This is a genomic window from Bacillus gaemokensis (assembly GCF_001590835.1).
Classification (GTDB): domain Bacteria; phylum Bacillota; class Bacilli; order Bacillales; family Bacillaceae_G; genus Bacillus_A; species Bacillus_A gaemokensis.
This window is the reverse complement of the sequence record NZ_LTAQ01000013.1, coordinates 34,119-58,197: the sequence shown is the minus strand read 5'-3', so window position 1 is coordinate 58,197 and position 24,079 is coordinate 34,119. Positions and strand designations below refer to the sequence as shown.

The window sequence follows — 24,079 nt, the reverse complement described above, 5'->3', positions numbered from 1 at the left end:
AAGTGGAGAGATTTTTTATGGAAAAAACATTTCTAATGGTAAAACCAGACGGCGTACAACGTGCCTTCATTGGGGAAATTGTAGCTCGTTTTGAGAAAAAGGGCTTTCAATTAGTTGGTGCGAAATTAATGCAAGTGACTCCAGAAATTGCAGGAAAACATTACGCTGAGCACACAGAAAAACCTTTCTTTGGTGAATTAGTAGATTTCATTACATCTGGACCTGTTTTTGCAATGGTATGGCAAGGTGAAGATGTAGTAAATACTGCTCGTAATATGATGGGTAAAACAAGACCACATGAAGCGGCACCTGGTACAATTCGTGGCGATTTTGGTGTAACAGTTGAGAAAAATATTATCCATGGCTCTGATTCTCTAGAAAGCGCAGAACGTGAGATTGGTATTTTCTTTAAAGAAGAAGAATTAGTAGACTACTCAAAATTAATGAATCAATGGATTTACTAATTATTTTGAAATAATTTGTAAACGCTTTAATTACTGTGATAATAGTGAAAAGTGCAAGGGGAATGTAATTGTTCTCCTTGCACTTTTTTAGTTTCAAATACTTACGAAGCTAGGTGCGGTATGATATATTGATACATAAAGTGAAATTTCTATTAATGGAAACTTCATTTTTCTTTAATGAAAAGGCTAACAATCAAGTTTTAACATACGGTTTATTTGCGTAACCACTGCTGTTTTTTTACAGGGTTTTGAGGAGATGCTGCACATAGCGGGATAAATAACTATATGAAAAGAGGAATAACTGATGCGATATATTACAGCTGGTGAATCTCATGGTCCGCAACTTACAACAATTTTAGAGGGAATTCCGGCAGGTTTATCTCTAGTAGCGGAAGATATAAATAGAGAATTAGAAAGAAGACAAAAGGGGTACGGCCGCGGGAGACGTATGCAAATTGAAAAAGATCAAGTGCAAATTGTAAGTGGTGTCAGACATGGTAAAGCAATTGGTGCACCAATTGCACTCGTTGTCGAAAATCGTGATTTTGCACATTGGACAAAAATCATGGGGGTAGAACCGTTAACTGAGCAAGAAACAAAAGAAATGAAAAGACAAATAACAAGACCACGACCTGGTCATGCTGATTTAAATGGTGCTATTAAATATGGACATCGAGATATGAGAAATGTACTTGAGCGTTCTTCAGCGCGTGAAACTACAGTTCGGGTTGCAGCTGGAGCTGTTGCGAAGAGAGTTTTAGCAGAATTGGGTGTGAAGGTTGCTGGTCATGTAATTGAAATTGGTGGCATCCAAGCTGAAAAACTTACATACGAATCAATTGAGCAATTACAAGAAGTTACAGAGGCATCTCCTGTCCGTTGTTTAGATGAAGAAGCTGGTAAAAAGATGATGCAGGCGATTGATGATGCAAAAACAAGTGGAGATTCTATTGGCGGAATTGTTGAAGTTGTTGTGGAAGGGATGCCAATTGGAGTAGGGAGCTATGTGCATTATGATAGAAAGCTCGATGCAAAATTGGCTACTGCAGTAATGAGTATTAACGCTTTTAAAGGTGTGGAGATTGGGGTTGGATTTGAAGCCGCACATAAGCCGGGGAGTCAAGTTCACGACGAGATTCTTTGGAATAAAGAGGACGGTTATACAAGAAAAACCAATCATGCAGGTGGATTAGAAGGCGGTATGACAACAGGAATGCCGATTATCGTTCGAGGTGTCATGAAACCAATTCCAACGTTATATAAGCCTCTTCAAAGTGTTGATATTGATACAAAGGAATCTTTTTCTGCGAGTATTGAACGTTCTGATAGTTGTGCGGTACCGGCAGCGAGTGTTGTCGCGGAAGCGGTTGTTGCTTGGGAACTAGCAACAGCCTTAGTAGAACAATTTGGATCGGATCGCATGGACTGTATTCGTGAAAATATTGAGAAACATAATGAATATGCGAGGGAATTTTAATGGAGAACATACATATCCAGACGAAATCTAAAGAGTATGATGTATACATTGGAAGAGATGCGCTGTCACATTTGACAGCGCTTGTTCGAAATATGAAACCAGCTGTTTCGAATGTAATGGTAATTTCTGATGAAGCTGTTGCATCGTTACATTTGCATACAGTTATGGATACATTGCGATTGGAACAAGATGTTTTTTCATTTGTTATTCCGAGTGGAGAAAAAGAGAAATCATTTGAGAACTTTTATGCGGCACATACATCTGCACTTGAGAACAAAATGGATCGAAACTCGTTAGTTATTGCACTTGGCGGAGGAATGATTGGTGATCTAGCGGGGTTTGTTGCTGCGACATTTATGCGTGGTATTCGTTTTATTCAAGTTCCAACAACTTTATTAGCACATGATAGTGCTGTTGGGGGCAAAGTTGCGATTAATCATCCATTAGGAAAAAATATGATTGGCGCATTTCATCAGCCAGAAGCAGTGCTGTATCATACACCATTTTTAAATTCGCTACCGGAAAAAGAATGGCGTTCAGGGTTTGCTGAAGCTATTAAACATGCCCTAATCGGCGATGTTGAATTATATCATTGGTTAAAGCGTGAAGTGAAGACATTAGAGGATATAAGAGATGAAAAGTTAATCTATATTCTAAAGAGAGCTATTCCTGTGAAAGCGAATATTGTGGCGCAAGATGAAACTGAAAAAGGTGTACGTGCCCACTTGAATTTTGGACATACGTTAGGACATGCCCTTGAAAAAGAGATGGGATATGGCAATATCACACATGGTGATGGGGTCGCAATTGGAATGTTATTTGCCATATTTTTAAGTGAACAAATTTATAAGATTGACCTTGGGTATAAAGAGATTAAGCGATGGTTTTCTCAGTATGATTATCCAAATATGCCGAGTTATTTGAATGTAGAGCGTCTTGTGCAAGTGATGAAACAAGATAAAAAGGCAAGTGCGGGAACAATTCATATGGTACTTATGCAGGAATATGGGGTAGTGAATGTCGTATCTATTTCAGATGAGACCCTTCACGCTGCGTTAGAAGCATTTCAAATAGAGATGCCGCAGGAATTGTAGAAATGTATTCTCGTAATGATCAAGGTCAAAGACAATAGGTTGCAATATGGCATGAATGATTTTGTTTTAGAGAAGGTAATTGATATTGCAGTCTGACAAAACAAAATGACTGGGGGAAGAAAAATGAGAGTAAAAGAGCAATTATTAACTTTGAAAGCATATGTACCTGGTAAAAACATTGAAGAAGTAAAGAGAGAATATGGATTATCGAAAATTGTAAAATTAGCATCGAACGAGAATCCGTTTGGCTGTTCGGATCGGGTAACGGAAGCTTTAACATCGTTAGCTAAACAATATGCTTTATATCCGGATGGTGCAGCTTTTGAACTTCGTGAAAAGGTAGCAACTCACATTCTGGTGAAACCAGAGCAACTGTTGTTTGGTAGTGGTTTAGATGAAGTTATTCAAATGATTAGCCGTGCCTTATTACATAAAGATACAAATGTTGTAATGGCAAATCCGACATTTTCACAATACCATCATCATGCTGTAATTGAAGGTGCAGAGGTTCGGGAAGTACTGCTGAAAGATGGGACTCATGATTTAGATGCAATGCTTGAACAGGTGGATGAAAAAACGAAAATCGTTTGGATTTGTAATCCAAATAATCCGACTGGTACATATGTAGAAAAGCAAAAATTACTTTCATTTTTAGAAGCAGTACCAAAGTCAGCGCTTGTCATTATGGATGAAGCATATTATGAATATGCAGGAGCTGAAGATTATCCGCAAACATTGCCGCTTCTTGAGAAATATGAAAACCTTATGGTATTACGCACGTTTTCAAAAGCGTATGGTTTAGCTGCTTTTCGGATAGGTTATGCTGTAGGGGATGCGAAATTAATCCAGCAGTTAGAAGTAGCAAGATTGCCGTTTAACACGTCGGCTGTTGCACAAGCAGTAGCGTTAGCTGCGATAGAGGATCAAGAATTTTTACAAGGGTGTGTAAAAAAGAACGCTGAAGGGTTAAATCAATATTATAAGTTCTGTGAAGAGTACGATGTGTTTTATTATCCATCGCAAACGAATTTTATTTTCTTAAAGCTTGGTATTCCAGGAAATGAAGTATTTGAGAGATTGTTGAAAAAAGGATATGTTGTCCGTTCTGGTACTGCATTTGGTTTACCGGATGGTATTCGTATAACGGTTGGATTGAACGAAGAGAACGATGAGATTATTGAATTGCTTACGGAACTTGTAAAGGAACAGGTGAAGAAAGAAGAAACGTATTCTTAAAAATAGTAGAAGCTCCTATAATAGGAGCTTTTTTTAATCCTGTTAATAAGATCCTCATCTCAGGGTTTTGAGAGAGAGGCGGAAGATAGGTGTGAATGAAGAAGCATGCTACGAATCATACGAATCAAAGCTCCTATATGTTTGCGCGGTAAAGAAGGAAAGCGGTACAATAGAAGATAGACGGTATGAGAGATTAATAAGATATATAGTAATCAATAATGCGTGAGGATGATAAAAATGATAGGACTCATAAGAAAAAAGACTGGTTTGAATGGGACAATTGTTGTTCCTGGTGATAAGTCTATTTCACACCGGGCTGTGATGTTTGGGGCGATAGCAAAGGGAACTACAAAAATTTCAAACTTTTTATCGGGCGAAGATTGTTTAAGTACAATTGCATGTTTTCGAAAATTAGGTGTAACGATTGAGCAAAATGGAACCGATGTCACTGTATATGGAAAAGGATTAGCTGGTTTACAGGAACCGGCAGAGGTACTTGATGTGGGGAATTCAGGAACAACGATTCGCCTCATGCTGGGGATTTTATCGAATGCTCCTTTTCACTGTACTGTAATTGGAGATGCATCTATTGGAAAACGTCCTATGAAGCGTGTTACAGCTCCTCTTCGTGAAATGAATGCACAAATTGACGGTAGAGAAGATGGACAATATATACCACTGTCCATTCGTGGGGGACGTGTAAAAGGGGTACACTATCATTCTCCTGTAGCAAGTGCACAAGTGAAATCAGCGATTTTACTTGCGGGATTACAAGGTGAAGGGATAACGTCAGTAACTGAACCGTTACAATCACGTGATCACACAGAGAGAATGCTGCGTGCATTTGGATGCGAAGTAGATGTGAATGATCGAACGGTTTCATTACGGGGGAGGCAATCTCTTGTAGGAACGGAAATTGAGGTGCCAGGAGATGTTTCTTCAGCAGCATTCCTCTTAGTAGCTGGTGCAATTGTACCAAATAGTAAACTCGTATTACAAAATGTGGGTTTAAATCCAACACGAACAGGAATTTTAGATGTTTTATCACAGATGGGAGCGCTTATTTCCATTCATAATATTCGAAATGAAGAATTTGAACCGTGCGGGGATATTACGATTGAAACTTCGGAATTAAAAGGAATAGAAATTGGTGGAGCACTTATTCCAAGATTAATTGATGAAATTCCTATCATTGCTTTACTAGCAACACAGGCGGTAGGAACAACAATTATTAAGGATGCTGAAGAATTAAAAGTAAAAGAAACGAATCGTATTGATACAGTAGTTGCAGAGCTTCGGAAACTGGGCGTGCAAATTGAAGGTACGTCAGATGGTATGGTTATTTATGGAGGGCAGAAGTTACAAGGAAATATAGTTGATAGTCATGGAGATCATCGCATTGGGATGATGCTGGCAATAGCCTCTTGTATAGCAGAAGGAGAAGTGAAAATAGAAGATAGTGACGCAGTTGCTGTATCGTATCCCAATTTTTTTGATCAGTTAGAATCTCTGTGAAGAAAAAGGAATCTTTTCTGTTTGGGAAGATTCTTTTCTTCTTCCTTTTAGTTGCTTACAAAGCAACAGTTGTTTATGATTAATGAACAGAAGAGAATATTATAAGAATTAAAGGAGATATTTATGCAAAAGTTTGAACAGGCTGTTTCTTATATTGAAAACGGAGAGGTAGAAAAAGGGTTACAACAATTAAAAGAACAAGTAAAGCAAGGAACAGATGAAGAAAAATATGATATTGCCCGTTACTATCATACACTTGGATTTATTGATGAAGCACTAGCTATTATAGAAGACTTACGTTTGTTATATCCCGAAGAAAGTGAATTTACAATATTTTTAGCGGAATTATACATTGATTTAGATAAAGAAGATGAGGCAATCGAAGTACTCCATGATATTCCTGAAGATGATGAATTGTATGTTCAATCTTTATTACTTGTTGCAGATTTATTTCAAATGCAAGGTTTCGACGATGTTGCAGAGCAAAAACTATTAAAAGCAAAAGAAATCATGCCAGAAGAGCCTGTTATTACATTTGGCCTAGCGGAATTATACGGTAGTAAAGGTGAAGAGCAAAAAGCGATTGCGTATTATCAGGCATTACTTTCTGAGCACAAAGTAATGGGCGGGGTTGTGATTGCTCTCCGTTTAGCTGAAACGTTAAGTGCGATTGGAAACTGGGAAGAAGCAATTGCTTATTATGAAGAAGGATTAGAAGAACAGAAGGATATTCATTCTTTATTTGGCTATGCGTTTACACTTTATCAAGGTGAAGAATATCAAAGAGCAATTCATGTTTGGCAAGAATTAAAAGAATTAGATCCAGAATATGCATCATTGTATATGTATTTAGCAAAATGCTATGAAAAAGAAGGAATGCTTCAAGAAAGTTATGAAACACTTCACGAAGGAATTAAAATAGATGAATTGTCTGTGCCACTTTATGTTGAATTAGCAAATATTGCAGCGAAGTTAGGGAAATTAGCAGAAGCGGAAGAATTACTTCAACAAGCGATTCGATTAGATCCAGGTCATTTAGGTGCGATATTAAAATATGTATATATCTTAAAGGAACAAGAGAAATATGAAGAATTAATTACGATTGTTGAGAGTGCAATTGATAGTGGGGAACCGGATACACAGTTACTTTGGGATCTGGCATTTGCGAAAAAACAATTAGAAATGTATTCTGATGCATTAAAACACTATGAAAGTGCATATACTTCTTTTAAGAATCACCCAGATTTCCTGGAAGAGTACGGTTATTTCTTGTTAGAAGAAGGGTTGCGAAAAGAGGCGAAAGAAGTATTTACACGCTTAATACAACTGGACCCGACACAAATTCACATCGAAGAATTGCTATATAATTTAGAGGATTTTTCGTAAGTTGGAAGGAAACTGAATGCTGCTTCTTGAATCTAAATAAGAAAAAGAAAGACAGAGGAGGGACTGAAAGCTATGAATACCCCTGTTTCTGTAAACGAGAAGAAGGATTTTGTAAAATGGTTTTTAAACAATTACCAACTGAAACAGCGTGAATGTGTATGGATTTTAAATTATTTAATGAGTCACGATCAACTCATGCATAAAGTCCACTTCGTAGAACATGCAAAGTATTGTCCACGTGGTTTGGTTATGTCAGCGAATTGTGTGAAAGATACACCGTTTCATTTTTTTAAACAAAATGTGATGACAACAGATGCTGAAAAATCATTTCATGACATTCGTTTAAATCGGGATGAGGATATTTATATTCAACTCAATTTTAAATCCTCGTTCCAAAATGCAAATTATGTAGCGGTATTGGAAGAAAATCCGTATTTGCCAAAGCATATTGAAGTGAATGAGAAAGATCGTTTGCTTGCAGAACGTTTTTTAGAAGAAAGTGTATTTTCGTTTCGGAGAGATCGACTCTTAAAACAAATTGATGAGGCGCTAGATAATCAGGATAAGGAAGCTTTTAATAGGTTGACGGCAGAATTGAAAACTTTGTAAGAAATGGTTGAAAGAATTAATTTTGACAAATTTCCAACTATTTTAAGAAAAACTACCTAATATAGGTAGTTTTTCTTTTTTTACCTGTTTTAGTGTGGTTTAATAGATATAAAGTGAAAGTTCTGTCATTTAGATAGGATACTTACGTAAAGGAGGGATAAAATTTGAGATGGGCTGTAAAAGACGCAGATCAATTTGAGAAAGCAAGAGAGTATGTCGATACAGGTGTTATACCCCTTCTTTCAATTTCGGTAGCAAAAGAAATGAAGACGGTTGTAGAACAAGGGGAATTTATTGAAGTCTTAAGTATGGAGTTAGAAAGGGAATATAAAGGAAGAGTGCTTTTACTGCCTGCGTTTACGTATTTAGCAGAAAAGCAAACACAAGAACAAGAACGAGAACGTTTACAAGAATGGACAGATCATTTACAAGAACAAGGATTAAAACATATTGTATATGTTACAAGTGACTTCACATGGAAAGAAAATATGGATGGAGTGAAAGGGCAATTATTTTGGCTACCAGCTTTATCGCTAGACCAGTTTAGTGATCAAGCAAAAAGGGAAGTAATTCATGCGAATGTAAAAAATATAATGGCATCATTAACAGAAAAGTGGGAAAGTGAAAAATAATCAGATAGTTCTTATGATTATGAGTAGTATGATATTGACCTGTGCATGAGGGTATTATATCATGATAGTGTCCTAGTTTTTATTTTTTATACAGTTTTGTCACGAGGGGACAATTTCTGATAGAGGGGGGAAATTTTCGTGAGCGAGAAAGAACATCGTGTGTCAAGGAGACAATTTTTAAACTACACGCTTACAGGTGTAGGAGGCTTTATGGCAGCTGGGATTTTAATGCCGATGACGCGCTTTGCACTTGATCCAGTATTAAAGAAAGAAGCGGGGGGAGATATGGTTGCTGTTGCACAAGTAAAAGAGATTACAACAGAACCAAAACGCTTTGACTTTAAGGTAAAGCAGGTTGATGGATGGTATAAGTCTGAAGAACCAAAATCTGCTTGGGTGCATAAAGATGAAAGCGGAGACATCATAGCGTTTTCTCCAGTGTGTAAACATTTAGGGTGTACAGTTAACTGGAATTCGGACAAGTCGCATCCTAATCAATTTTATTGCCCATGTCATGGGGGACGTTACACAAAAGATGGCATAAACGTCAAGGGAACACCGCCTCTTGCTCCGCTTGATGTGTATGAATCTAAAGTGAAGGATGGAACGCTTTATTTAGGAAAAGCAAAGCCAAGAGGGGGTGCGAAATAGATGTTAAATAAAATTTATGATTGGGTGGACGAACGGTTAGATATTACACCGATATGGCGCGATATTGCCGACCATGAAGTGCCCGAACATGTAAATCCAGCACATCACTTTTCTGCATTCGTCTACTGCTTTGGGGGACTTACGTTCTTTGTTACTGTAATTCAAATTTTGTCAGGAATGTTTTTAACGATGTATTATGTACCAGATATTAAAAATGCTTGGGAATCGGTCTATTATTTACAAAATGAAGTGGCATATGGACAAATTGTCCGCGGTATGCACCATTGGGGTGCTAGTCTTGTAATTGTAATGATGTTTTTACATACACTCAGGGTTTTCTTCCAAGGTGCATATAAAAAGCCTCGTGAATTAAACTGGATTGTCGGTGTTCTTATTTTCTTTGTTATGTTGGGTCTTGGTTTTACTGGATATTTATTACCATGGGATATGAAAGCATTATTCGCAACAAAAGTAGGGATTCAAATTGCGGAGCAAACACCGCTTATCGGCCCTTATATTAAAACATTACTTGCTGGTCATTCCGAAATTGTCGGAGCTCAAACATTAACTCGCTTCTTTGCTATTCACGTCTTCTTCTTACCAGCAGCACTTCTAGGCTTAATGGCCTTCCACTTCATCATGATTCGCAAACAAGGTATTTCAGGTCCACTATAAGAGAAGGCTAATTTAAAAGGGGAAATGAATTGAACTGAAGGAGGGAGATTATGCATCGCGGCAAAGGGATGAAGTTTGTAGGAGATTCGCGGGTACCTGTAGCTCGTAAACCGAATATTCCGAAAGATTATTCCGAATATCCAGGGAAAACAGAAGCGTTTTGGCCAAACTTCTTGTTAAAAGAATGGATGGTTGGTGCGGTTTTTTTAATCGGTTATTTATGTTTAACAGTAGCGCATCCGTCACCACTGGAGAGAATGGCGGATCCTACAGATGCAGGATATATACCGTTACCAGATTGGTATTTCTTATTTTTATATCAGCTCTTAAAGTATTCATATGCATCAGGTTCATTTACTGTAATTGGTGCGTTTATTATGCCAGGTATTGCATTTGGAGCACTGCTATTGGCTCCATTTCTCGATCGGGGTCCAGAAAGACGACCGCTGAAACGGCCTGTAGCAACTGGGTTTATGCTTTTAGCAATCGCGTCTATTATTTTCTTAACATGGGAATCTGTAGCACATCATGATTGGGAAGCTGCTAAAAAACAAGGGGCAATTGTAAAAACAGCACCAGTTGATAAAAATGATGAAGGTTATAAATTAATGCAAAAAAATACATGTTTAACATGCCATGGGGACAATTTACAAGGGGGAGCAGCCGCACCAGCGCTGCAAAACTTAACGTTGAAACCAGAAGAAATTGCAAAAATCGCGAAAGATGGAAAAGGTGCAATGCCTAAAGGGATATTTAAAGGAACGGATGAAGAATTAAAAAAACTTTCAGAGTTCGTTGCGAAGTACAATAAAAAATAAGAGAGAGCTGGCTACAATTTTGTAGTCAGCTTTTCTATTTGGAACAAGAATTTTGTTATAATGGAGTAGGGGGTATCCCGACATTCGCTAGGAAAGAAATTTCCATATAATTGAAAGGTGTTGTACATACAGATTGGCTTATTTGTACGCGATATTAAGACAACGTTCGGTTTTATTATTTTTATTTATTATTAATATTTTAGGAACGATTTATGGATTTATGTGGTATGGGAATCAGCTCAAGGAAACCCCGCTAATATTTTGGCCATTTGTACCGGATAGTCCTATAGCAAGTCTGTTTTTTGTGCTTGTTTTATTAGCTTTTTTGCTAAATAAAAATTGGGGGTTAATAGAAGCTTTAGCAATAACCTCTTTAATGAAATATGGTATTTGGGCTATTGTTGTAAATGGTATTCTGTTTATAGTAAAAGGAGACCTTGGCTTTATAGGTTATATGTTAGTGTTCTTTCATTTTGCGATGGCTATACAAGGTTTATTGTATGTCCCGTTTTACCGTATCAAAAAATGGCATTATATTGTAGCAGGTATATGGACGTTACATAATGATGTGATTGATTATTTATTTTGGCAAATGCCGAGATACGGAATCATGCATTTATTTGTAGAACAAATCGGTTATTTTACATTTTGGCTAAGTATCGCTGTACTAGCTATTACATATTATTATTGTTTGAGAAGGAATCGAAAGCAGTTTTCGTTATGAAATTAAATAAGGAATTGAGGAAAGAAAATGGATGTAAATAACATAAGTGTAAGGGTGCTAAATCGATTTATAAATTATATTGTTCCATACTGTATAGCGTTTTCTATTTTTGCTATTGCAACTACGATTGTTGTGTATGGAAAATGGTTATATTATGCGGATATACATGTATTAAATATATCAGATTTAGCGAATATGACAGAGTCAGAAATTAAGAGAAACTATGATGTATTAATTACATACCTTTCTCCTTTTTATCATGAATCATTACAGTTTCCCACACTAGATATGTCAGAAAATGGAGAGGTTCATTTTGTTGATGTGAAAAATATTTTAGTGAAAATACAATATGGGATGTGTATAGCACTTAGTATTGCTTTATTAGGCGGATGGTACTTATTGCGTAAACGAAAAGTGAAGTTTTTGTTACATGGGGCAATTTTGACTATTATAATCCCAATCGCACTTACTTTACCCATTGCCATTAATTTTGAAAAGAGTTTTGTACTATTTCATAAACTCCTTTTTAGCAATGATTATTGGCAATTTGATAGCGAAAAAGATCCTGTCATTCTTATGTTACCGGAACAATTCTTTATGCATGCGGCCTGTGTAATCTTAGTGTTGATTCTATGTGGAAGTGCTTTTTGTTATTCTATGTATAGATATTTAAAAAGAAAGAGAACATTTCTAGTAAAGAAAAACTTGGATTAGAGGGAGGAAATATTTTTTCAGTTTCATTCTGTTCTATTCTTGTCCACCTAAACATATTTTGTACTAGTAGTTATAGGGGGGACCGGAATGAAGAGAGCCTTAATTGGAATGATAGTATTTCTGATTATATTGTTTCCATTACGTATATATGCTGAAGAATGGAATGAATTAACAGGGCTATTAGATGATTCTTTGCAACTGGTTAAACAGGATGAAGATGAGAAGGCTATGCAAGTGTTACAACATTTTTCGGAGCGATTTGTGTTAAGAGAGAGCGAAAAAGAAAAGAAGCTCACGCCAATCCATTTTCGTATCATTTCTTTAGCTTATGACAAAGCACAGCAATCACTTGAAGAAGGAAGTGTAAACAGACAAATTAAGATAGACGATGTGTTAGCGTTGCAATTGGCAGTGGATGCGGAAGTATCCAAGTATCAACCGCTTTGGATAGAGCGAGAAGAACGTGTAATGGGAGCATTTGCTAAAGTTGAAAAAGCGATGAAGACGGAAGATGATGAACGTTTCCAAAAATCATTAAATACGTTTTTACATGAATTTGATGTTATTTACCCAAGTTTAATGATTGCATTGCCAGAAAACCAATCACAACGTGTGAATGCACATTTATCGTATTTGGATGAATTTCGTAATGTCATGCTGAAAAATAAAGGTGGACAAACGCAATTAGGGATTATTAAAGGAGATTTACAAAAAATATTTAAAACAGCAAAAAAAGATGAAGTAGATACTTCTTTAATATGGTTTATGACAATTACAGGTGGGATTATTTTATTTACATTAACATACGTTGGTTGGCGAAAATATAGAGGTGAGAAAGCGAAGCGCAAGAGCGGGATTCATTCTCAGAATAGATAGATTGGTCCATGAAGATAGAGATTGTCAGGTTTCTTTATTGACAATAGGTAAAGAAAAAAATAGAATGGAAAGTACTAATAATTACGACTTCACTGGAGGTTCATGATGTTTTATTTAATTTACTTCGCGATCATTATGATCATACCATTGTATGCACAGGCTAAAGTACGTAAGGCTTATAGCAAATACTCACAAGTGTATTCCACATCAGGTATGACTGGAGCAGAAGTAGCTCGAAAAATTTTAGATGAAAACGGTCTATACAATGTGGCAGTAGAGGAAACGCCAGGACATTTATCAGATCATTATGATCCAACAGCAAAGACGGTTCGTTTATCCACAGATAACTATTATGGCCATTCGGTTGCTGGAACAGCAGTAGCAGCACATGAGGTAGGACATGCGATTCAGGATGCGAAAGATTATAAGTTTATGCGCGTTCGTCATTCACTAGTGCCTGTTGCGAACTTTGGATCGAATATGTCATGGGTGTTTATTATGATTGGTATATTTGCAACAATGTCAAATTTGTTGTTATTAGGAATTGTTTTAATGGCAGCAGGAGTACTTTTCCAACTAGTTACATTACCAGTTGAGTTTGATGCATCCAAACGTGCGATGCAGCAAATTGAAGCACTTGGAATTGTAACGACAGATGAATATGGGCAAGCTCGCAAAGTATTGAATGCAGCGGCGTTAACATATGTGGCAGCAGCTGCTGTAGCAGTATTTGAATTGCTTCGTCTAGTGCTAGTATACACGGGTATGCAGCGTAGTGATGATTAAAGACTATCGATTTCGATAGTCTTTTTTTGTTAGGTATTTAAATTTTATAATCTATTCTTCATAGTAAATAGAAAAAATAAGGGTAATGAATGGAAGAGAGAAAGTTATAATAAGCATAAGTAGAGTAATTATGAGTGAAGGTGATGAAAATAAAATATCCAGATTCATTAGTAAAGCATGTAAAAGAGCGAAGTACTAGTTATTCATTAGAAGGTTTTTTAAGTGGACAAGGCCCTGAAAATCCGAAATTAATGCTTGTTGGAGAAGCACCTGGAGAAACAGAAATTCATAATGGTATACCGTTTAGTGGAAGAGCGGGGAAGCAGCTAATGGAATTTTTGGAGCGCATTCATATTACAAGAGAAGAAGTGTATATTACAAGTGCGGTTCGTAGTAGGCCTTATAAATGGAGAGAAAAAAGGGAACGAAGTGGACAAGTTATTCAGAAGAAATATAATCGAACACCAAACCAAGGAGAAATACTTGCACATGCTTCTTTGTTGGATTATGAAATAGAGAAAATTGAGGCGCCGATTATTGTAACGCTAGGGAATATTGCATTAAAACGTTTAATAGGACAGGATAAAAAGATTACGGATGTTCACGGGGAATTATTGCAGCAACCAGTGCGGAAGTTAAAGGATAACTACAGTACAGAATTTATATGGACCGAGAAAGTGTATAATATTTTCCCTACCTTTCATCCAGCGTCTATTTTTTATAATAGGAATTTGTTGGATTTGATTTATAAGGATTTAGAAAAGTTGAGGGAGTACATAAAGTGAGTAAAAGATTGCTTATGGATACCTTGGTGTTTGATGATTTTAAAAAATTATTCCGTAACATTAATCTGAATGTTACGGAATTGGAAAAAATGAATATTTATGTACAATTATGGTTCGGAAAGTGTCATAATACAATATGTAATGAAAATTAGAAGTGATTGTAGTAATATACTGTGAAATTTGGAGCAAATAAAAGTAATGAAATTATTACCATTAATAGAAAAAGAAAAGAATTCGAATATTTATTCCATAGCTATAAAACAATAGTAAATTCATTTGATAAGGTACAATTTATAGAAATTGAGGATAGTTCGGAAGAAGAATTAGATTCGGTAATGGTGTAATTAAAAGGCTATCAAAATACATGATAGCCTTTTAATTATGTAATGGATTCTTATTCTCATCCAGCGTGAATCCTTCACCAACTACATCATGCACGTCACTCACTGCAACAAAGGCATGAGGATCTACAGAGATAATGATGTTTTTTAGTTTTACGATTTCATTTTTTGCTACCACACAATAGAGTACATTTCGTTCAACCTTTGTATAAGAACCAACTGCTTTCAAAAAGGTTGCGCCCCGCTCCATTTCTGATAAAATTTTTGCTGCAATTTCGTCGTTTTTATCAGAGATAATGGTTGCACCTTTGGCGGCATATGCTCCCTCTTGCATAAAATCAATCACTTTTGCACCAATAAAGACAGCGACTAACGTATACATTCCCTCGCGATAAGATAAGTATGTAAGGATCGAGATGACAATGACAACAGCGTCAAACATAAACATTGTTTTTCCCATACTCCAGCCAATATATTTATGTGCTAACCGAGCAATGATATCAACGCCACCAGTGGTTCCACCATATTTGAATATAATTCCGAGGCCAATCCCAATAAATGCTCCTGCGAACAATGCAGCTAATGTCATATCGTTTTGCAAGTTTAAATGTAAATTTAACGATTCATAGCGCTGGAAAATCCATAGAAATAAAGAGACGCTAAATGTTCCGATTAATGTATAAAAAAAAGTTGTTCGGCCGAGTAATTTCCAACCGACGAAAAAGAGAGGGATATTTAAGATTAAATTTGTATAAGAAGGATCAAGTGAAAATAGAAAATATAATAATAGCGTAATGCCTGTAAATCCACCTTCTGCTAAGTGGTTTTCAATATTAATATTAACGATACCAAAAGAGAAGATAGCGGAACCAATCAAAATAAATATAACGTTTCGAATATTCAGGTTAGTTTTCATGTAGATAGCCTCCTAATATGTGATGGTTATGTTGCTCCGCTGAAACGGCTAATTGAGAAAAAAGTTGTAAAAGAAGTTTCACTTTATTATAGTCTATCCAAAAAAACGTGGCAAATAGGGATGAAAGTGGAATAATATTTGTCAAATCGCGATGAATTGGCTAACATGAAAGAGGAAGGATTAGAGGTGAACAATATGGAACAAAAAACGATGAAAGATATGCAGAAAGAAGTAGATGCATATATTAGTCAATTTAAAGAAGGTTATTTTAGTCCACTTGCAATGATGGCTCGTTTAACGGAAGAAATGGGCGAACTTGCAAGAGAAGTGAATCACTATTATGGTGAGAAGCCGAAGAAAACGACTGAAAAAGAGCGAACAATTGAAGAAGAACTTGGAGATGTATTATTTGTTATGATTTGCATGGCAAATAGTTTACATATTGATTTAGAAACAGCACATAACGTTGTGATGAATAAATTTAATACACGTGATAAAGATCGTTGGACACGTATTGAAGAGGGAGAGAAAGAAGCATGAAAGATATTAAAGTAATTATTGCGGGACCAAGAGGACGCATGGGACATGAAGCAGTCCTTCTTATGGAAAGAACATCACATTTTCAATTAGTAGCAGCGGTTGACTATAAACATGGTGGAGAGAAAATTTCAAATCTCCCTGGAATGCCTGCATTAGATGCTCCAATCTATGCTGATTTACATACTTGTTTAAAAGAAGTAGAAGCAGATGTACTACTAGATTTAACAACACCAGAAGTAGGGAAGCAGCATGTTACACTTGCGGTTGAGCATGGTCTGCGTTCAGTTATCGGTACGACTGGATTTACAGAAGAAGAGTTGCAACATTTAACAGAAACGGCGAAAGAGAAACAAGTGGGGACAATTATCGCTCCGAACTTCGCAGTTGGTGCGGTGCTTATGATGAAGTTTTCTCAAATGGCAGCGAAATATTTCCAAGATGTTGAAGTGATTGAATTACATCACGATCAAAAATTAGATGCACCGTCAGGGACGGCTGTAAAAACGGTAGATTTAATTCGCCAAAATCGTGAACCAAAACAACAAGGTCATCCAAATGAAACGGAGCAATTAAAAGGAGCGCGCGGTGCAAATGTAGATGGCATTCACATTCATAGCGTACGTTTACCAGGTCTTATTGCCCATCAAGAAGTATTATTTGGTGGAGATGGACAGATGTTAACAGTTCGTCACGATTCATTCAACCGTGCGTCCTTTATGTCAGGTGTAAAACTGTCAATTGAAACAGTGATGAATCTGGATCATCTTGTATACGGTTTAGAAAATATTATCGACTAAAGGGGAGACAACGGATGAAGATTGCCTTAATCGCACATGACAAAAAGAAAGATGATATGGTTTCGTTCGCATACGCATATAAACCAATTTTTGAACAACATGAACTTTTTGCAACGGGAACAACGGGTCTTCGGATTATGGAGGCGACTGGTTTAGCTGTCACAAGATATCAATCTGGTCCTCTTGGTGGCGACCAAGAGATTGGTGCAATGATTGCAAAAAATGATTTAGATATGGTGATTTTCTTCCGGGATCCGCTAACAGCACAACCACATGAACCAGATGTAAATGCATTACTTCGTTTATGTGATGTGTATGCGATTCCGCTCGCAACGAACATGGCAAGTGCTGAAATGTTAATGCATGCATTGAATCGGGGAGATTTAGATTACCGAAAGTTAAGAAAATGAGGGGAAGAATTATGAGTGGATTACATATATTAGCGTTTGGTGCCCATGCCGATGATGTTGAAATCGGCATGGCAGGTACCATTGCAAAATATACGAAACAAGGATATAAAGTTGGCATTTGTGATTTAACAGAGGCTGATTTATCTTCAAACGGAACGGTGGAATTAAGAAAAGAAGAAGCGCAGGCCGCTGCTCGTATCATGGGAGTTGAAGAGCGGATTAATTTAGCAATGCCGGACCGTGGTTTGTATATGAAAGAAGAATATATACGTAAAATCGTAAAGATTATTCGTACATATAAGCCAACGCTAATTTTTGCACCATACTATGAAGATCGTCATCCGGATCATGCGAATTGTGCAAAACTTGTGGAAGAAGCTGTGTTTTCAGCGGGTGTTCGTAAATATATGCCAGAGATTTCGCCACATCGCGCGCAATCTTTTTATTATTATATGATTAACGGTTTTCATAAACCGAATTTCTGTATTGATATTAGTGAGCATCTTTCTGAAAAGGTAGCAGCACTAGAAGCATATGAAAGTCAGTTTACAACTGGAAGTGATGGTGTTAAGACACCTTTAACGGAAGGATATGTTGAAACAGTGATTGCTCGTGAGAAAATGTTTGGAAAAGAAGTTGGAGTTATGTATGCCGAAGGATTTATGAGTAAGAAGCCAGTTTTATTACATGCGGATTTAATAGGGGGATGTAAATGAAATTGAAAATAGGTATTACATGTTATCCTTCTGTAGGTGGTTCTGGAGTTGTTGGAACGGAACTAGGAAAACAATTAGCTGAACGAGGTCATGAAATACACTTTATTACCTCAGGCGTGCCATTTCGCTTAAATAAAGTGTATCCAAACATTTATTTTCATGAAGTAACGGTAAATCAATATTCTGTCTTTCAATATCCGCCTTATGATTTAGCATTAGCAAGTAAAATGGCAGAAGTTGCGCAGAGAGAAAAGCTCGATGTTTTACATGTGCATTATGCAATACCACATGCCATTTGTGCATATTTAGCTAAACAAATGATTGGAGACAATATTAAAATTGTTACAACGTTACACGGAACAGATATTACCGTTCTCGGTTCGGATCCCTCTTTAAATAATTTAATCCGATTTGGCATTGAGCAATCCGATGTTGTCACAGCTGTATCGCATTCTTTAATTGAAGAAACAAATGAGCTTGTGAAGCCAAATAAAAAGATTCAGACCGTATATAATTTTATTGATGAACGTGTTTACTTTAAGCGTGATATGTCACAACTTAAGAAAGAATATGGCATAGGGGAAGATGAAAAAGTCTTGATTCATATTTCTAACTTTCGAAAAGTAAAGCGAGTACAGGATGTCGTTCAAGCGTTTGCCCGAATTGTGAAAGAAGTACATGCAAAATTACTACTTGTTGGGGATGGTCCAGAGTTTTGTACGATTTTACAACTTGTGAAAAGTTTACATATTGAAGAACACGTTTTGTTTTTAGGGAAACAGGATAATGTTGCAGAACTTCTTGCGATGAGTGATCTAATGTTACTTTTATCAGAAAAAGAAAGCTTTGGTCTCGTTTTACTAGAAGCAATGGCATGTGGCGTACCGTGTATTGGAACGCGTGTTGGAGGTATCCCAGAGGTTATTCAACATGGTGAGACGGGATACATATGCGAAGTTGGTGATATCCATGGGATAGCTAAGCAGGCGATACAACTGCTTAAAAACGAAGGTCTTCATCAAAATATAGCACAGTGTGCAATGGAAGTAGTATATGAGCAATTTCGTTCAGAAAAAATTGTTTCACAATATGAAACGATTTATTATGACATACTAAGGGATGACAAAAATGAAACGATTTAAACGAGCTGCAGCAATTATTGAGACATTAAAACAACATGGGCATGAGGCATATTTTGTCGGGGGGAGCGTGCGTGATTTTATTATCGATAGACCAATTGGCGATATTGATATCGCAACATCAGCTCTCCCAGAACAAGTGATGCAACTGTTTCCGCGACATGTTCCTGTTGGTCTTGAACATGGTACGGTTATTGTTGTTCAGGAGGGTGTACCGTATGAAGTAACAACTTTCCGAACAGAGAGTGAATATGAAGATTTTCGTAGACCGAGTAGTGTTCAGTTTGTTCGCTCGTTAGAAGAAGATTTAAAACGACGTGATTTTACAATGAATGCAATTGCTATGACTGAACATGGAGAAATCATTGATTTATTTGCTGGGCAAGAAGCGATCAGCAAGCAAGAAATTGTAACAGTAGGAAATGCTGTGGACCGTTTTCAGGAAGATGCATTACGTATGATGCGTGGCATTCGATTTGTTAGTGTGTTAGGATTCTCCTTAGAAGAACAAACAAAATGTGCGATTGAAGCATATGGGCATTTAATGGAACATATAGCGATTGAAAGAATTACAGTTGAATTTGAAAAATTATTGACAGGTACATATTGTGGGAAAGGGCTTCAAAATCTAGTAGAAACGAAATTATTTGCTCATTTACCATATTTACAAATGTCAGAAGAGAGAATTTTGAAAGCGGCGCAATATAAATGGGATTCTTTTGAGACAGACATTGAGGCATGGGCGTTTTTCCTATATTGTACCCGAGAAGAACATCCGGCTGTTTTCTTACGCCAATGGAAATTTTCAAATAAAAAAATAAAAGATATTGTAGCTGTTCTATTAGCGATACGTGCTAGAAAAATAAAATCTTGGGATGCAGTTTTGTTATATAAAACGGGTCTCGAAATTGCGTTAATGGCAGAAAGAGTATATCAAGCTATGATAGAAAAATATGACATATCTTCGATAAATCAAGTGCATTCATCGTTTCATGCATTATCTATTCATAATCGTCAGGAAATGAATGTAAGCGGTAATGATTTATTAATGTGGACAGACAAAACACCGGGGCCTTGGGTAGCAGAAGTCTTGCAGAAGATTGAAGAAGAAATTTTACAAGGGCGATTAGGAAATGAGAAAGAGAAGGTAAGGGAGTGGCTACACGGATGCAATCTACTATAAGAAAACAACTACTACAAATTTTTTCTGAAGCAGATGGTGAATTTGTATCTGGTCAAACAATTAGCGATGACCTTGGCTGCTCAAGAACAGCTGTTTGGAAGCATATGGAGGACCTTCGGAGTGAAGGGTATGAACTTGAAGCTGTGCGCCGTTTAGGATATCGAATTGCAAGTAAACCAGATAAAGTAACGGCTAATGAAATCCAATTAGGTTTACAGACAGAGTTTATCGGGAGAACGGTTTGTTTTGAGGATTCTGTTGAATCTACACAGTATATTGCGGCGAAACTCGCGCATGAAGGTGCAGCAGAAGGGACGATTGTCGTTGCGGAAGAACAAACAGCAGGACGTGGTCGTTTAAGCAGAAAATGGCATTCACCAAAAGGAACAGGAATTTGGATGAGTATTATTTTACGTCCGGCAATTCCAGTTCATCGTGCTCCGCAGTTGACATTATTGGCAGCTGTGAGTGTAGCGCAAGCAATTGAGAAATGTACAGGTGTGAATGTGGGAATTAAATGGCCGAATGATATTTTAATCCAAGGGAAAAAAGCTGTTGGTATTTTAACAGAGATGCAAGCTGATCCAGACAAAATAAATGCTGTCATTATGGGAATAGGCATTAATGCAAATCAAGGGCAAGAGCATTTTGCCGATGAAATCAAGCAGATTGCTACATCTTTAGCTATTGAATCAGGCAAACCAATTGTTCGTGCAGAGCTTATGCAACAGATCTTTTTACAAATGGAAAAATTATATCAAGAATACTTAAAGAATGGTTTTTCGGTTATTAAACTTCTTTGGGAAAGTTATGCAGTTAGCATTGGGAAAGAAATAACAGCTCGAACGATGAAAGATACAATTATAGGTGTAGCAAAAGGCATTACGGAAGATGGTGTACTGATGCTAGAAGATCATCAAGGGCACGTACATCATATTCATTCTGCTGATATAGAAATCAAGTAAAGAGAAGTTCCGATTTAGGAGCTTCTTTTTCATTATATAGAAGCTAATATTAGATATGGAAACACTGTGATTACTGTTATATTCAGGTTTATCTAATAAATTTCACGTACTATAATAGTATAGAAAATTATTTTTTCGAAAAAGTGTAGCAATTCTCTTTCTTAGTTTGCTATAATTAGTTCGGATATGGGTAGTATCAGAGTGAACTGCACCATTATTCCAATTGATGAAGAACAATAATTTGGATTCTGCCTTGATCCAACAACGGACTGGGACAGAGGGATGAAATTTGCCGATTAACACAACCCTTCTGCCCTTTTATGGCCAGAGGGGTTTTTTATATGATTTCGGCCATCTCCTCTCTCCTGAATAAAGGAGGAGTAGTTTTTGAAAACGAGAACAGATTTTTTGAAAATGAAAGAGAACGGTGAGCCGATTACGATGCTTACAGCGTATGATTACCCATCTGCTAAGTTAGCAGAAGAGGCTGAAGTCGATATGATTTTAGTTGGGGACTCTCTTGGAATGGTTGTACTTGGATATGATTCGACGATTCCAGTAACGGTAGAAGATATGATTCATCATACGAAAGCGGTGTGCCGCGGAGCGAAGGAAACTTTTATTGTAACAGATATGCCATTTATGTCTTATCACGTATCACTGCAAGAAACGATGCATAATGCGCGTCGTATTGTGCAAGAGAGCGGAGCACACGCAGTGAAAGTAGAAGGTGCAGACGAGGTTGTATCAATCATTCACTATTTAACAAATGCAGGAATTCCTGTTGTAGCGCATCTTGGTTTAACACCTCAATCTGTAGGTGTACTAGGTGGCTATAAAGTGCAAGGGAAAGATGCTGAAAGTGCAAAGAAATTATTAGAAGATGCAAAAAAATGTGAAGAAGCTGGTGCGATGGCAGTTGTACTTGAGTGCGTGCCAATGCAGTTAGCGGAGCTTATATCAAAGGCTTTAACGATTCCTACAATTGGGATTGGTGCAGGACAGAAAGTGGATGGTCAAGTACTTGTGTATCATGATCTTATTTCGTATGGAGTGAAACGTGTTCCAAAATTTGTGAAGCAATATACGTCCGTTCAAGAAGAGATTGTACGTGGAATCTCACAATATGTGGCTGAAGTAAAAGCGAGACAATTTCCTGAAGAAAAACATTCATTCACAATGAAAGAGGAAGAGTACGTAGCGTTATACGGAGGAAAACAGTGATGAAAATTATAACAACAGTACAAGACATGCAACAAGTTGCAAGTGAAATTCGCGTGAGTGGGAAAGAAATTGGTTTTGTCCCAACAATGGGATATTTACACGAAGGACACGCAACTTTATTACGCCAGGCAAGAGAAGAAAATGAAGTTGTGGTTTTAAGTGTATTTGTAAATCCATTGCAATTTGGACCGAATGAAGATTTGGATCGTTATCCTCGCGATATTGATAGAGATGAACAGGTAGCAAAAGAAGCTGGTGTTGATTACTTATTTTATCCGAGTGTGGAAGAAATGTATCCAGCGCAGCAGACGACAAAAGTGGAAGTTGTAAAGCGTACAGACGTATTATGCGGCAAGCAACGACCAGTTCATTTCGCAGGTGTTGCGACTGTATTGATGAAATTATTTAATATCACAATGCCAAACCGTGCCTACTTTGGTATGAAAGATGCACAGCAAGTTGCTGTTATCCAAGGGTTTGTAAGTGATTTTAATATCCCAGTTACAATCGTACCTGTCAATATTGTTAGGGAAGAGGACGGATTAGCTAAAAGTTCTCGCAATGTGTATTTATCAGAACAAGAGCGTACAGAAGCCCCTCAGTTATATCGTAGCTTGTGTATAGCAAAAGAACGGATCGCAGAGGGGGAGCGTAACCCACAAGCGGTTATAAATCTTGTGAAAGAATATATTGAAAAAAATACGCAAGGTAGTATTGATTATGTAGATATATATGCGTATCCAACCTTGGCGGAAATAGAGACAATTCAAGGACGTATCATTCTTGCAATTGCGGTGAAGTTTGAAAATGTACGATTAATTGACAATATTACATTAACGGTTCAATAAGGGGGAGCATCCATGTTTCGCACAATGATGAGAGCAAAGTTACATCGCGCGACTGTAACAGAAGCAAATTTAAATTATGTAGGTAGTATTACAATTGATGAAGATTTAATGGACGCAGTAGAAATTGTAGAAAACGAAAAGGTGCAAATTGTAAATAATAATAATGGATCTCGCTTAGAGACGTATGTAATTAAAGGAGAGCGTGGCAGCGGCGTAGTTTGTTTGAATGGCGCAGCAGCAAGACTGGTACAGCCTGGAGATAAAGTTATTATTATTTGTTACGGTCTTGTAGCGGCAGAAGAAGTATATAAACAAGTACCTAAAATTGCGGTGCTAGATGATAACAATCAAATTGTTGAAATGCTAGGTGCTGAAAAAGCAGGAACGATATTATAAGTGGAAAAGCTATCTCTATAGTGAAGTGACCCCGAAAAGTTAGACGCGTTATTTCATTAGGCAGCTTCTTGGGCATGGGTCCGGTATTGTATCGGACTCATGCCTTTTAGTTTTGCCTTGATTCTTTTATGATTATAGTAAGTTATGTACTTTGCTAGTTCT

28 protein-coding genes are annotated in these 24,079 nt (G+C 37.0%); 26 read left to right on the top strand and 2 right to left on the bottom strand.

What is annotated here, in order from left to right; genetic code table 11:
• The first annotated feature begins 17 nt into the window (after positions 1–17).
• The 16 genes from ndk (at position 18) to AZF08_RS14355 (ending at position 14,442) form a co-directional block, all read left to right on the top strand.
• The gene (gene ndk / locus AZF08_RS14430) at positions 18–464 is read left to right on the top strand and encodes a nucleoside-diphosphate kinase (protein ID WP_033676962.1); all 447 of its coding nucleotides are present in this window, start codon (positions 18–20) and stop codon (positions 462–464) included.
• A 304-nt stretch (positions 465–768) separates the two neighbouring features.
• The gene (gene aroC / locus AZF08_RS14425) at positions 769–1,941 is read left to right on the top strand and encodes a chorismate synthase (protein ID WP_033676961.1); all 1,173 of its coding nucleotides are present in this window, start codon (positions 769–771) and stop codon (positions 1,939–1,941) included.
• Positions 1,941–3,035: a 3-dehydroquinate synthase gene (aroB, locus tag AZF08_RS14420; RefSeq protein ID WP_033676959.1), complete on the top strand. Its 1,095-nt coding sequence runs from the start codon at positions 1,941–1,943 to the stop codon at positions 3,033–3,035. Before aroC ends, aroB begins: the two co-directional genes overlap by 1 nt.
• 123 nt (positions 3,036–3,158) lie before the next feature.
• Positions 3,159–4,271, top strand: coding sequence for a histidinol-phosphate transaminase (hisC, locus tag AZF08_RS14415; RefSeq protein ID WP_033676958.1), 1,113 nt, complete (start codon positions 3,159–3,161; stop codon positions 4,269–4,271).
• 237 nt (positions 4,272–4,508) lie between these two features.
• Entirely contained in the window at positions 4,509–5,786 is a 1,278-nt protein-coding gene (aroA, locus tag AZF08_RS14410) for a 3-phosphoshikimate 1-carboxyvinyltransferase (protein WP_033676956.1), read from the top strand.
• A 123-nt stretch (positions 5,787–5,909) separates the two neighbouring features.
• Complete coding sequence (locus AZF08_RS14405; RefSeq protein ID WP_033676954.1) at positions 5,910–7,172, top strand: tetratricopeptide repeat protein; 1,263 nt, start codon at positions 5,910–5,912, stop codon at positions 7,170–7,172.
• Between the two features lie 72 nt (positions 7,173–7,244).
• The gene (locus AZF08_RS14400; RefSeq protein ID WP_033676952.1) at positions 7,245–7,781 is read left to right on the top strand and encodes a ReoY family proteolytic degradation factor; all 537 of its coding nucleotides are present in this window, start codon (positions 7,245–7,247) and stop codon (positions 7,779–7,781) included.
• 164 nt (positions 7,782–7,945) lie between these two features.
• Complete coding sequence (locus AZF08_RS14395) at positions 7,946–8,413, top strand: YpiF family protein (RefSeq protein WP_033676950.1); 468 nt, start codon at positions 7,946–7,948, stop codon at positions 8,411–8,413.
• Between the two features lie 138 nt (positions 8,414–8,551).
• Complete coding sequence (gene qcrA, locus AZF08_RS14390; protein ID WP_033676948.1) at positions 8,552–9,064, top strand: menaquinol-cytochrome c reductase iron-sulfur subunit; 513 nt, start codon at positions 8,552–8,554, stop codon at positions 9,062–9,064.
• The gene (gene qcrB, locus AZF08_RS14385) at positions 9,065–9,739 is read left to right on the top strand and encodes a menaquinol-cytochrome c reductase cytochrome b subunit (protein WP_000932700.1); all 675 of its coding nucleotides are present in this window, start codon (positions 9,065–9,067) and stop codon (positions 9,737–9,739) included. It abuts the gene before it with no gap.
• Between the two features lie 50 nt (positions 9,740–9,789).
• Positions 9,790–10,557 carry a menaquinol-cytochrome c reductase cytochrome b/c subunit gene (qcrC, locus tag AZF08_RS14380; protein WP_033676946.1) on the top strand — a complete coding sequence of 256 codons (768 nt, stop codon included), beginning with the start codon at positions 9,790–9,792 and terminating at the stop codon, positions 10,555–10,557.
• A gap of 133 nt (positions 10,558–10,690) precedes the next feature.
• Positions 10,691–11,281, top strand: coding sequence for a lipoprotein heptaprenylglyceryl N-acetyltransferase LhaT (gene lhaT, locus AZF08_RS14375; protein WP_033676944.1), 591 nt, complete (start codon positions 10,691–10,693; stop codon positions 11,279–11,281).
• A 27-nt stretch (positions 11,282–11,308) separates the two neighbouring features.
• Positions 11,309–11,995 carry a lipoprotein intramolecular transacylase Lit gene (gene lit / locus AZF08_RS14370; protein WP_033676943.1) on the top strand — a complete coding sequence of 229 codons (687 nt, stop codon included), beginning with the start codon at positions 11,309–11,311 and terminating at the stop codon, positions 11,993–11,995.
• An 87-nt stretch (positions 11,996–12,082) separates the two neighbouring features.
• A complete protein-coding gene (gene ypjB / locus AZF08_RS14365; RefSeq protein ID WP_033676941.1) occupies positions 12,083–12,871 on the top strand; it encodes a sporulation protein YpjB in 789 nt (262 codons plus the stop codon).
• A gap of 102 nt (positions 12,872–12,973) precedes the next feature.
• A complete protein-coding gene (locus AZF08_RS14360) occupies positions 12,974–13,657 on the top strand; it encodes a zinc metallopeptidase (RefSeq protein WP_082246163.1) in 684 nt (227 codons plus the stop codon).
• 140 nt (positions 13,658–13,797) lie between these two features.
• The gene (locus AZF08_RS14355; protein ID WP_153019531.1) at positions 13,798–14,442 is read left to right on the top strand and encodes a uracil-DNA glycosylase; all 645 of its coding nucleotides are present in this window, start codon (positions 13,798–13,800) and stop codon (positions 14,440–14,442) included.
• A 375-nt stretch (positions 14,443–14,817) separates the two neighbouring features.
• Here the strand turns inward: AZF08_RS14355 and AZF08_RS14350 are convergent, their stop codons facing one another.
• A complete protein-coding gene (locus AZF08_RS14350) occupies positions 14,818–15,699 on the bottom strand; it encodes a YitT family protein (protein WP_033676935.1) in 882 nt (293 codons plus the stop codon).
• A 195-nt stretch (positions 15,700–15,894) separates the two neighbouring features.
• Between AZF08_RS14350 and AZF08_RS14345 the strand changes: the two genes are divergently transcribed.
• From AZF08_RS14345 to panD, 10 genes are all read left to right on the top strand, one after another.
• Entirely contained in the window at positions 15,895–16,239 is a 345-nt protein-coding gene (locus AZF08_RS14345; protein WP_051725877.1) for a nucleotide pyrophosphohydrolase, read from the top strand.
• Entirely contained in the window at positions 16,236–17,036 is an 801-nt protein-coding gene (gene dapB, locus AZF08_RS14340; protein WP_033676934.1) for a 4-hydroxy-tetrahydrodipicolinate reductase, read from the top strand. The genes AZF08_RS14345 and dapB overlap by 4 nt, the downstream gene beginning before the upstream one ends.
• Positions 17,037–17,050: 14 nt before the next feature.
• Positions 17,051–17,446 (top strand): methylglyoxal synthase, encoded by a 396-nt coding sequence (gene mgsA / locus AZF08_RS14335; protein ID WP_017152496.1) that lies wholly within the window; start codon positions 17,051–17,053, stop codon positions 17,444–17,446.
• A gap of 11 nt (positions 17,447–17,457) precedes the next feature.
• Complete coding sequence (gene bshB1 / locus AZF08_RS14330; protein ID WP_033676931.1) at positions 17,458–18,162, top strand: bacillithiol biosynthesis deacetylase BshB1; 705 nt, start codon at positions 17,458–17,460, stop codon at positions 18,160–18,162.
• On the top strand, positions 18,159–19,304 hold the full coding sequence (bshA, locus tag AZF08_RS14325; RefSeq protein ID WP_033676929.1) for an N-acetyl-alpha-D-glucosaminyl L-malate synthase BshA: 1,146 nt from the start codon (positions 18,159–18,161) through the stop codon (positions 19,302–19,304). The genes bshB1 and bshA overlap by 4 nt, the downstream gene beginning before the upstream one ends.
• Positions 19,291–20,484, top strand: coding sequence for a CCA tRNA nucleotidyltransferase (locus AZF08_RS14320; RefSeq protein ID WP_033676927.1), 1,194 nt, complete (start codon positions 19,291–19,293; stop codon positions 20,482–20,484). Before bshA ends, AZF08_RS14320 begins: the two co-directional genes overlap by 14 nt.
• Positions 20,469–21,449: a biotin--[acetyl-CoA-carboxylase] ligase gene (locus AZF08_RS14315; RefSeq protein WP_033676926.1), complete on the top strand. Its 981-nt coding sequence runs from the start codon at positions 20,469–20,471 to the stop codon at positions 21,447–21,449. The genes AZF08_RS14320 and AZF08_RS14315 overlap by 16 nt, the downstream gene beginning before the upstream one ends.
• A 387-nt stretch (positions 21,450–21,836) precedes the next feature.
• Positions 21,837–22,673: a 3-methyl-2-oxobutanoate hydroxymethyltransferase gene (gene panB / locus AZF08_RS14310; RefSeq protein ID WP_033676923.1), complete on the top strand. Its 837-nt coding sequence runs from the start codon at positions 21,837–21,839 to the stop codon at positions 22,671–22,673.
• Positions 22,673–23,521 carry a pantoate--beta-alanine ligase gene (gene panC, locus AZF08_RS14305; RefSeq protein WP_033676921.1) on the top strand — a complete coding sequence of 283 codons (849 nt, stop codon included), beginning with the start codon at positions 22,673–22,675 and terminating at the stop codon, positions 23,519–23,521. Before panB ends, panC begins: the two co-directional genes overlap by 1 nt.
• 12 nt (positions 23,522–23,533) lie before the next feature.
• A complete protein-coding gene (gene panD / locus AZF08_RS14300; RefSeq protein WP_033676920.1) occupies positions 23,534–23,917 on the top strand; it encodes an aspartate 1-decarboxylase in 384 nt (127 codons plus the stop codon).
• 56 nt (positions 23,918–23,973) lie between these two features.
• Here panD and AZF08_RS32155 read toward each other — a convergent pair.
• The coding region (locus AZF08_RS32155) for an IS3 family transposase (protein ID WP_153019533.1) at positions 23,974–24,079 on the bottom strand (106 nt) is incomplete at its 5' end.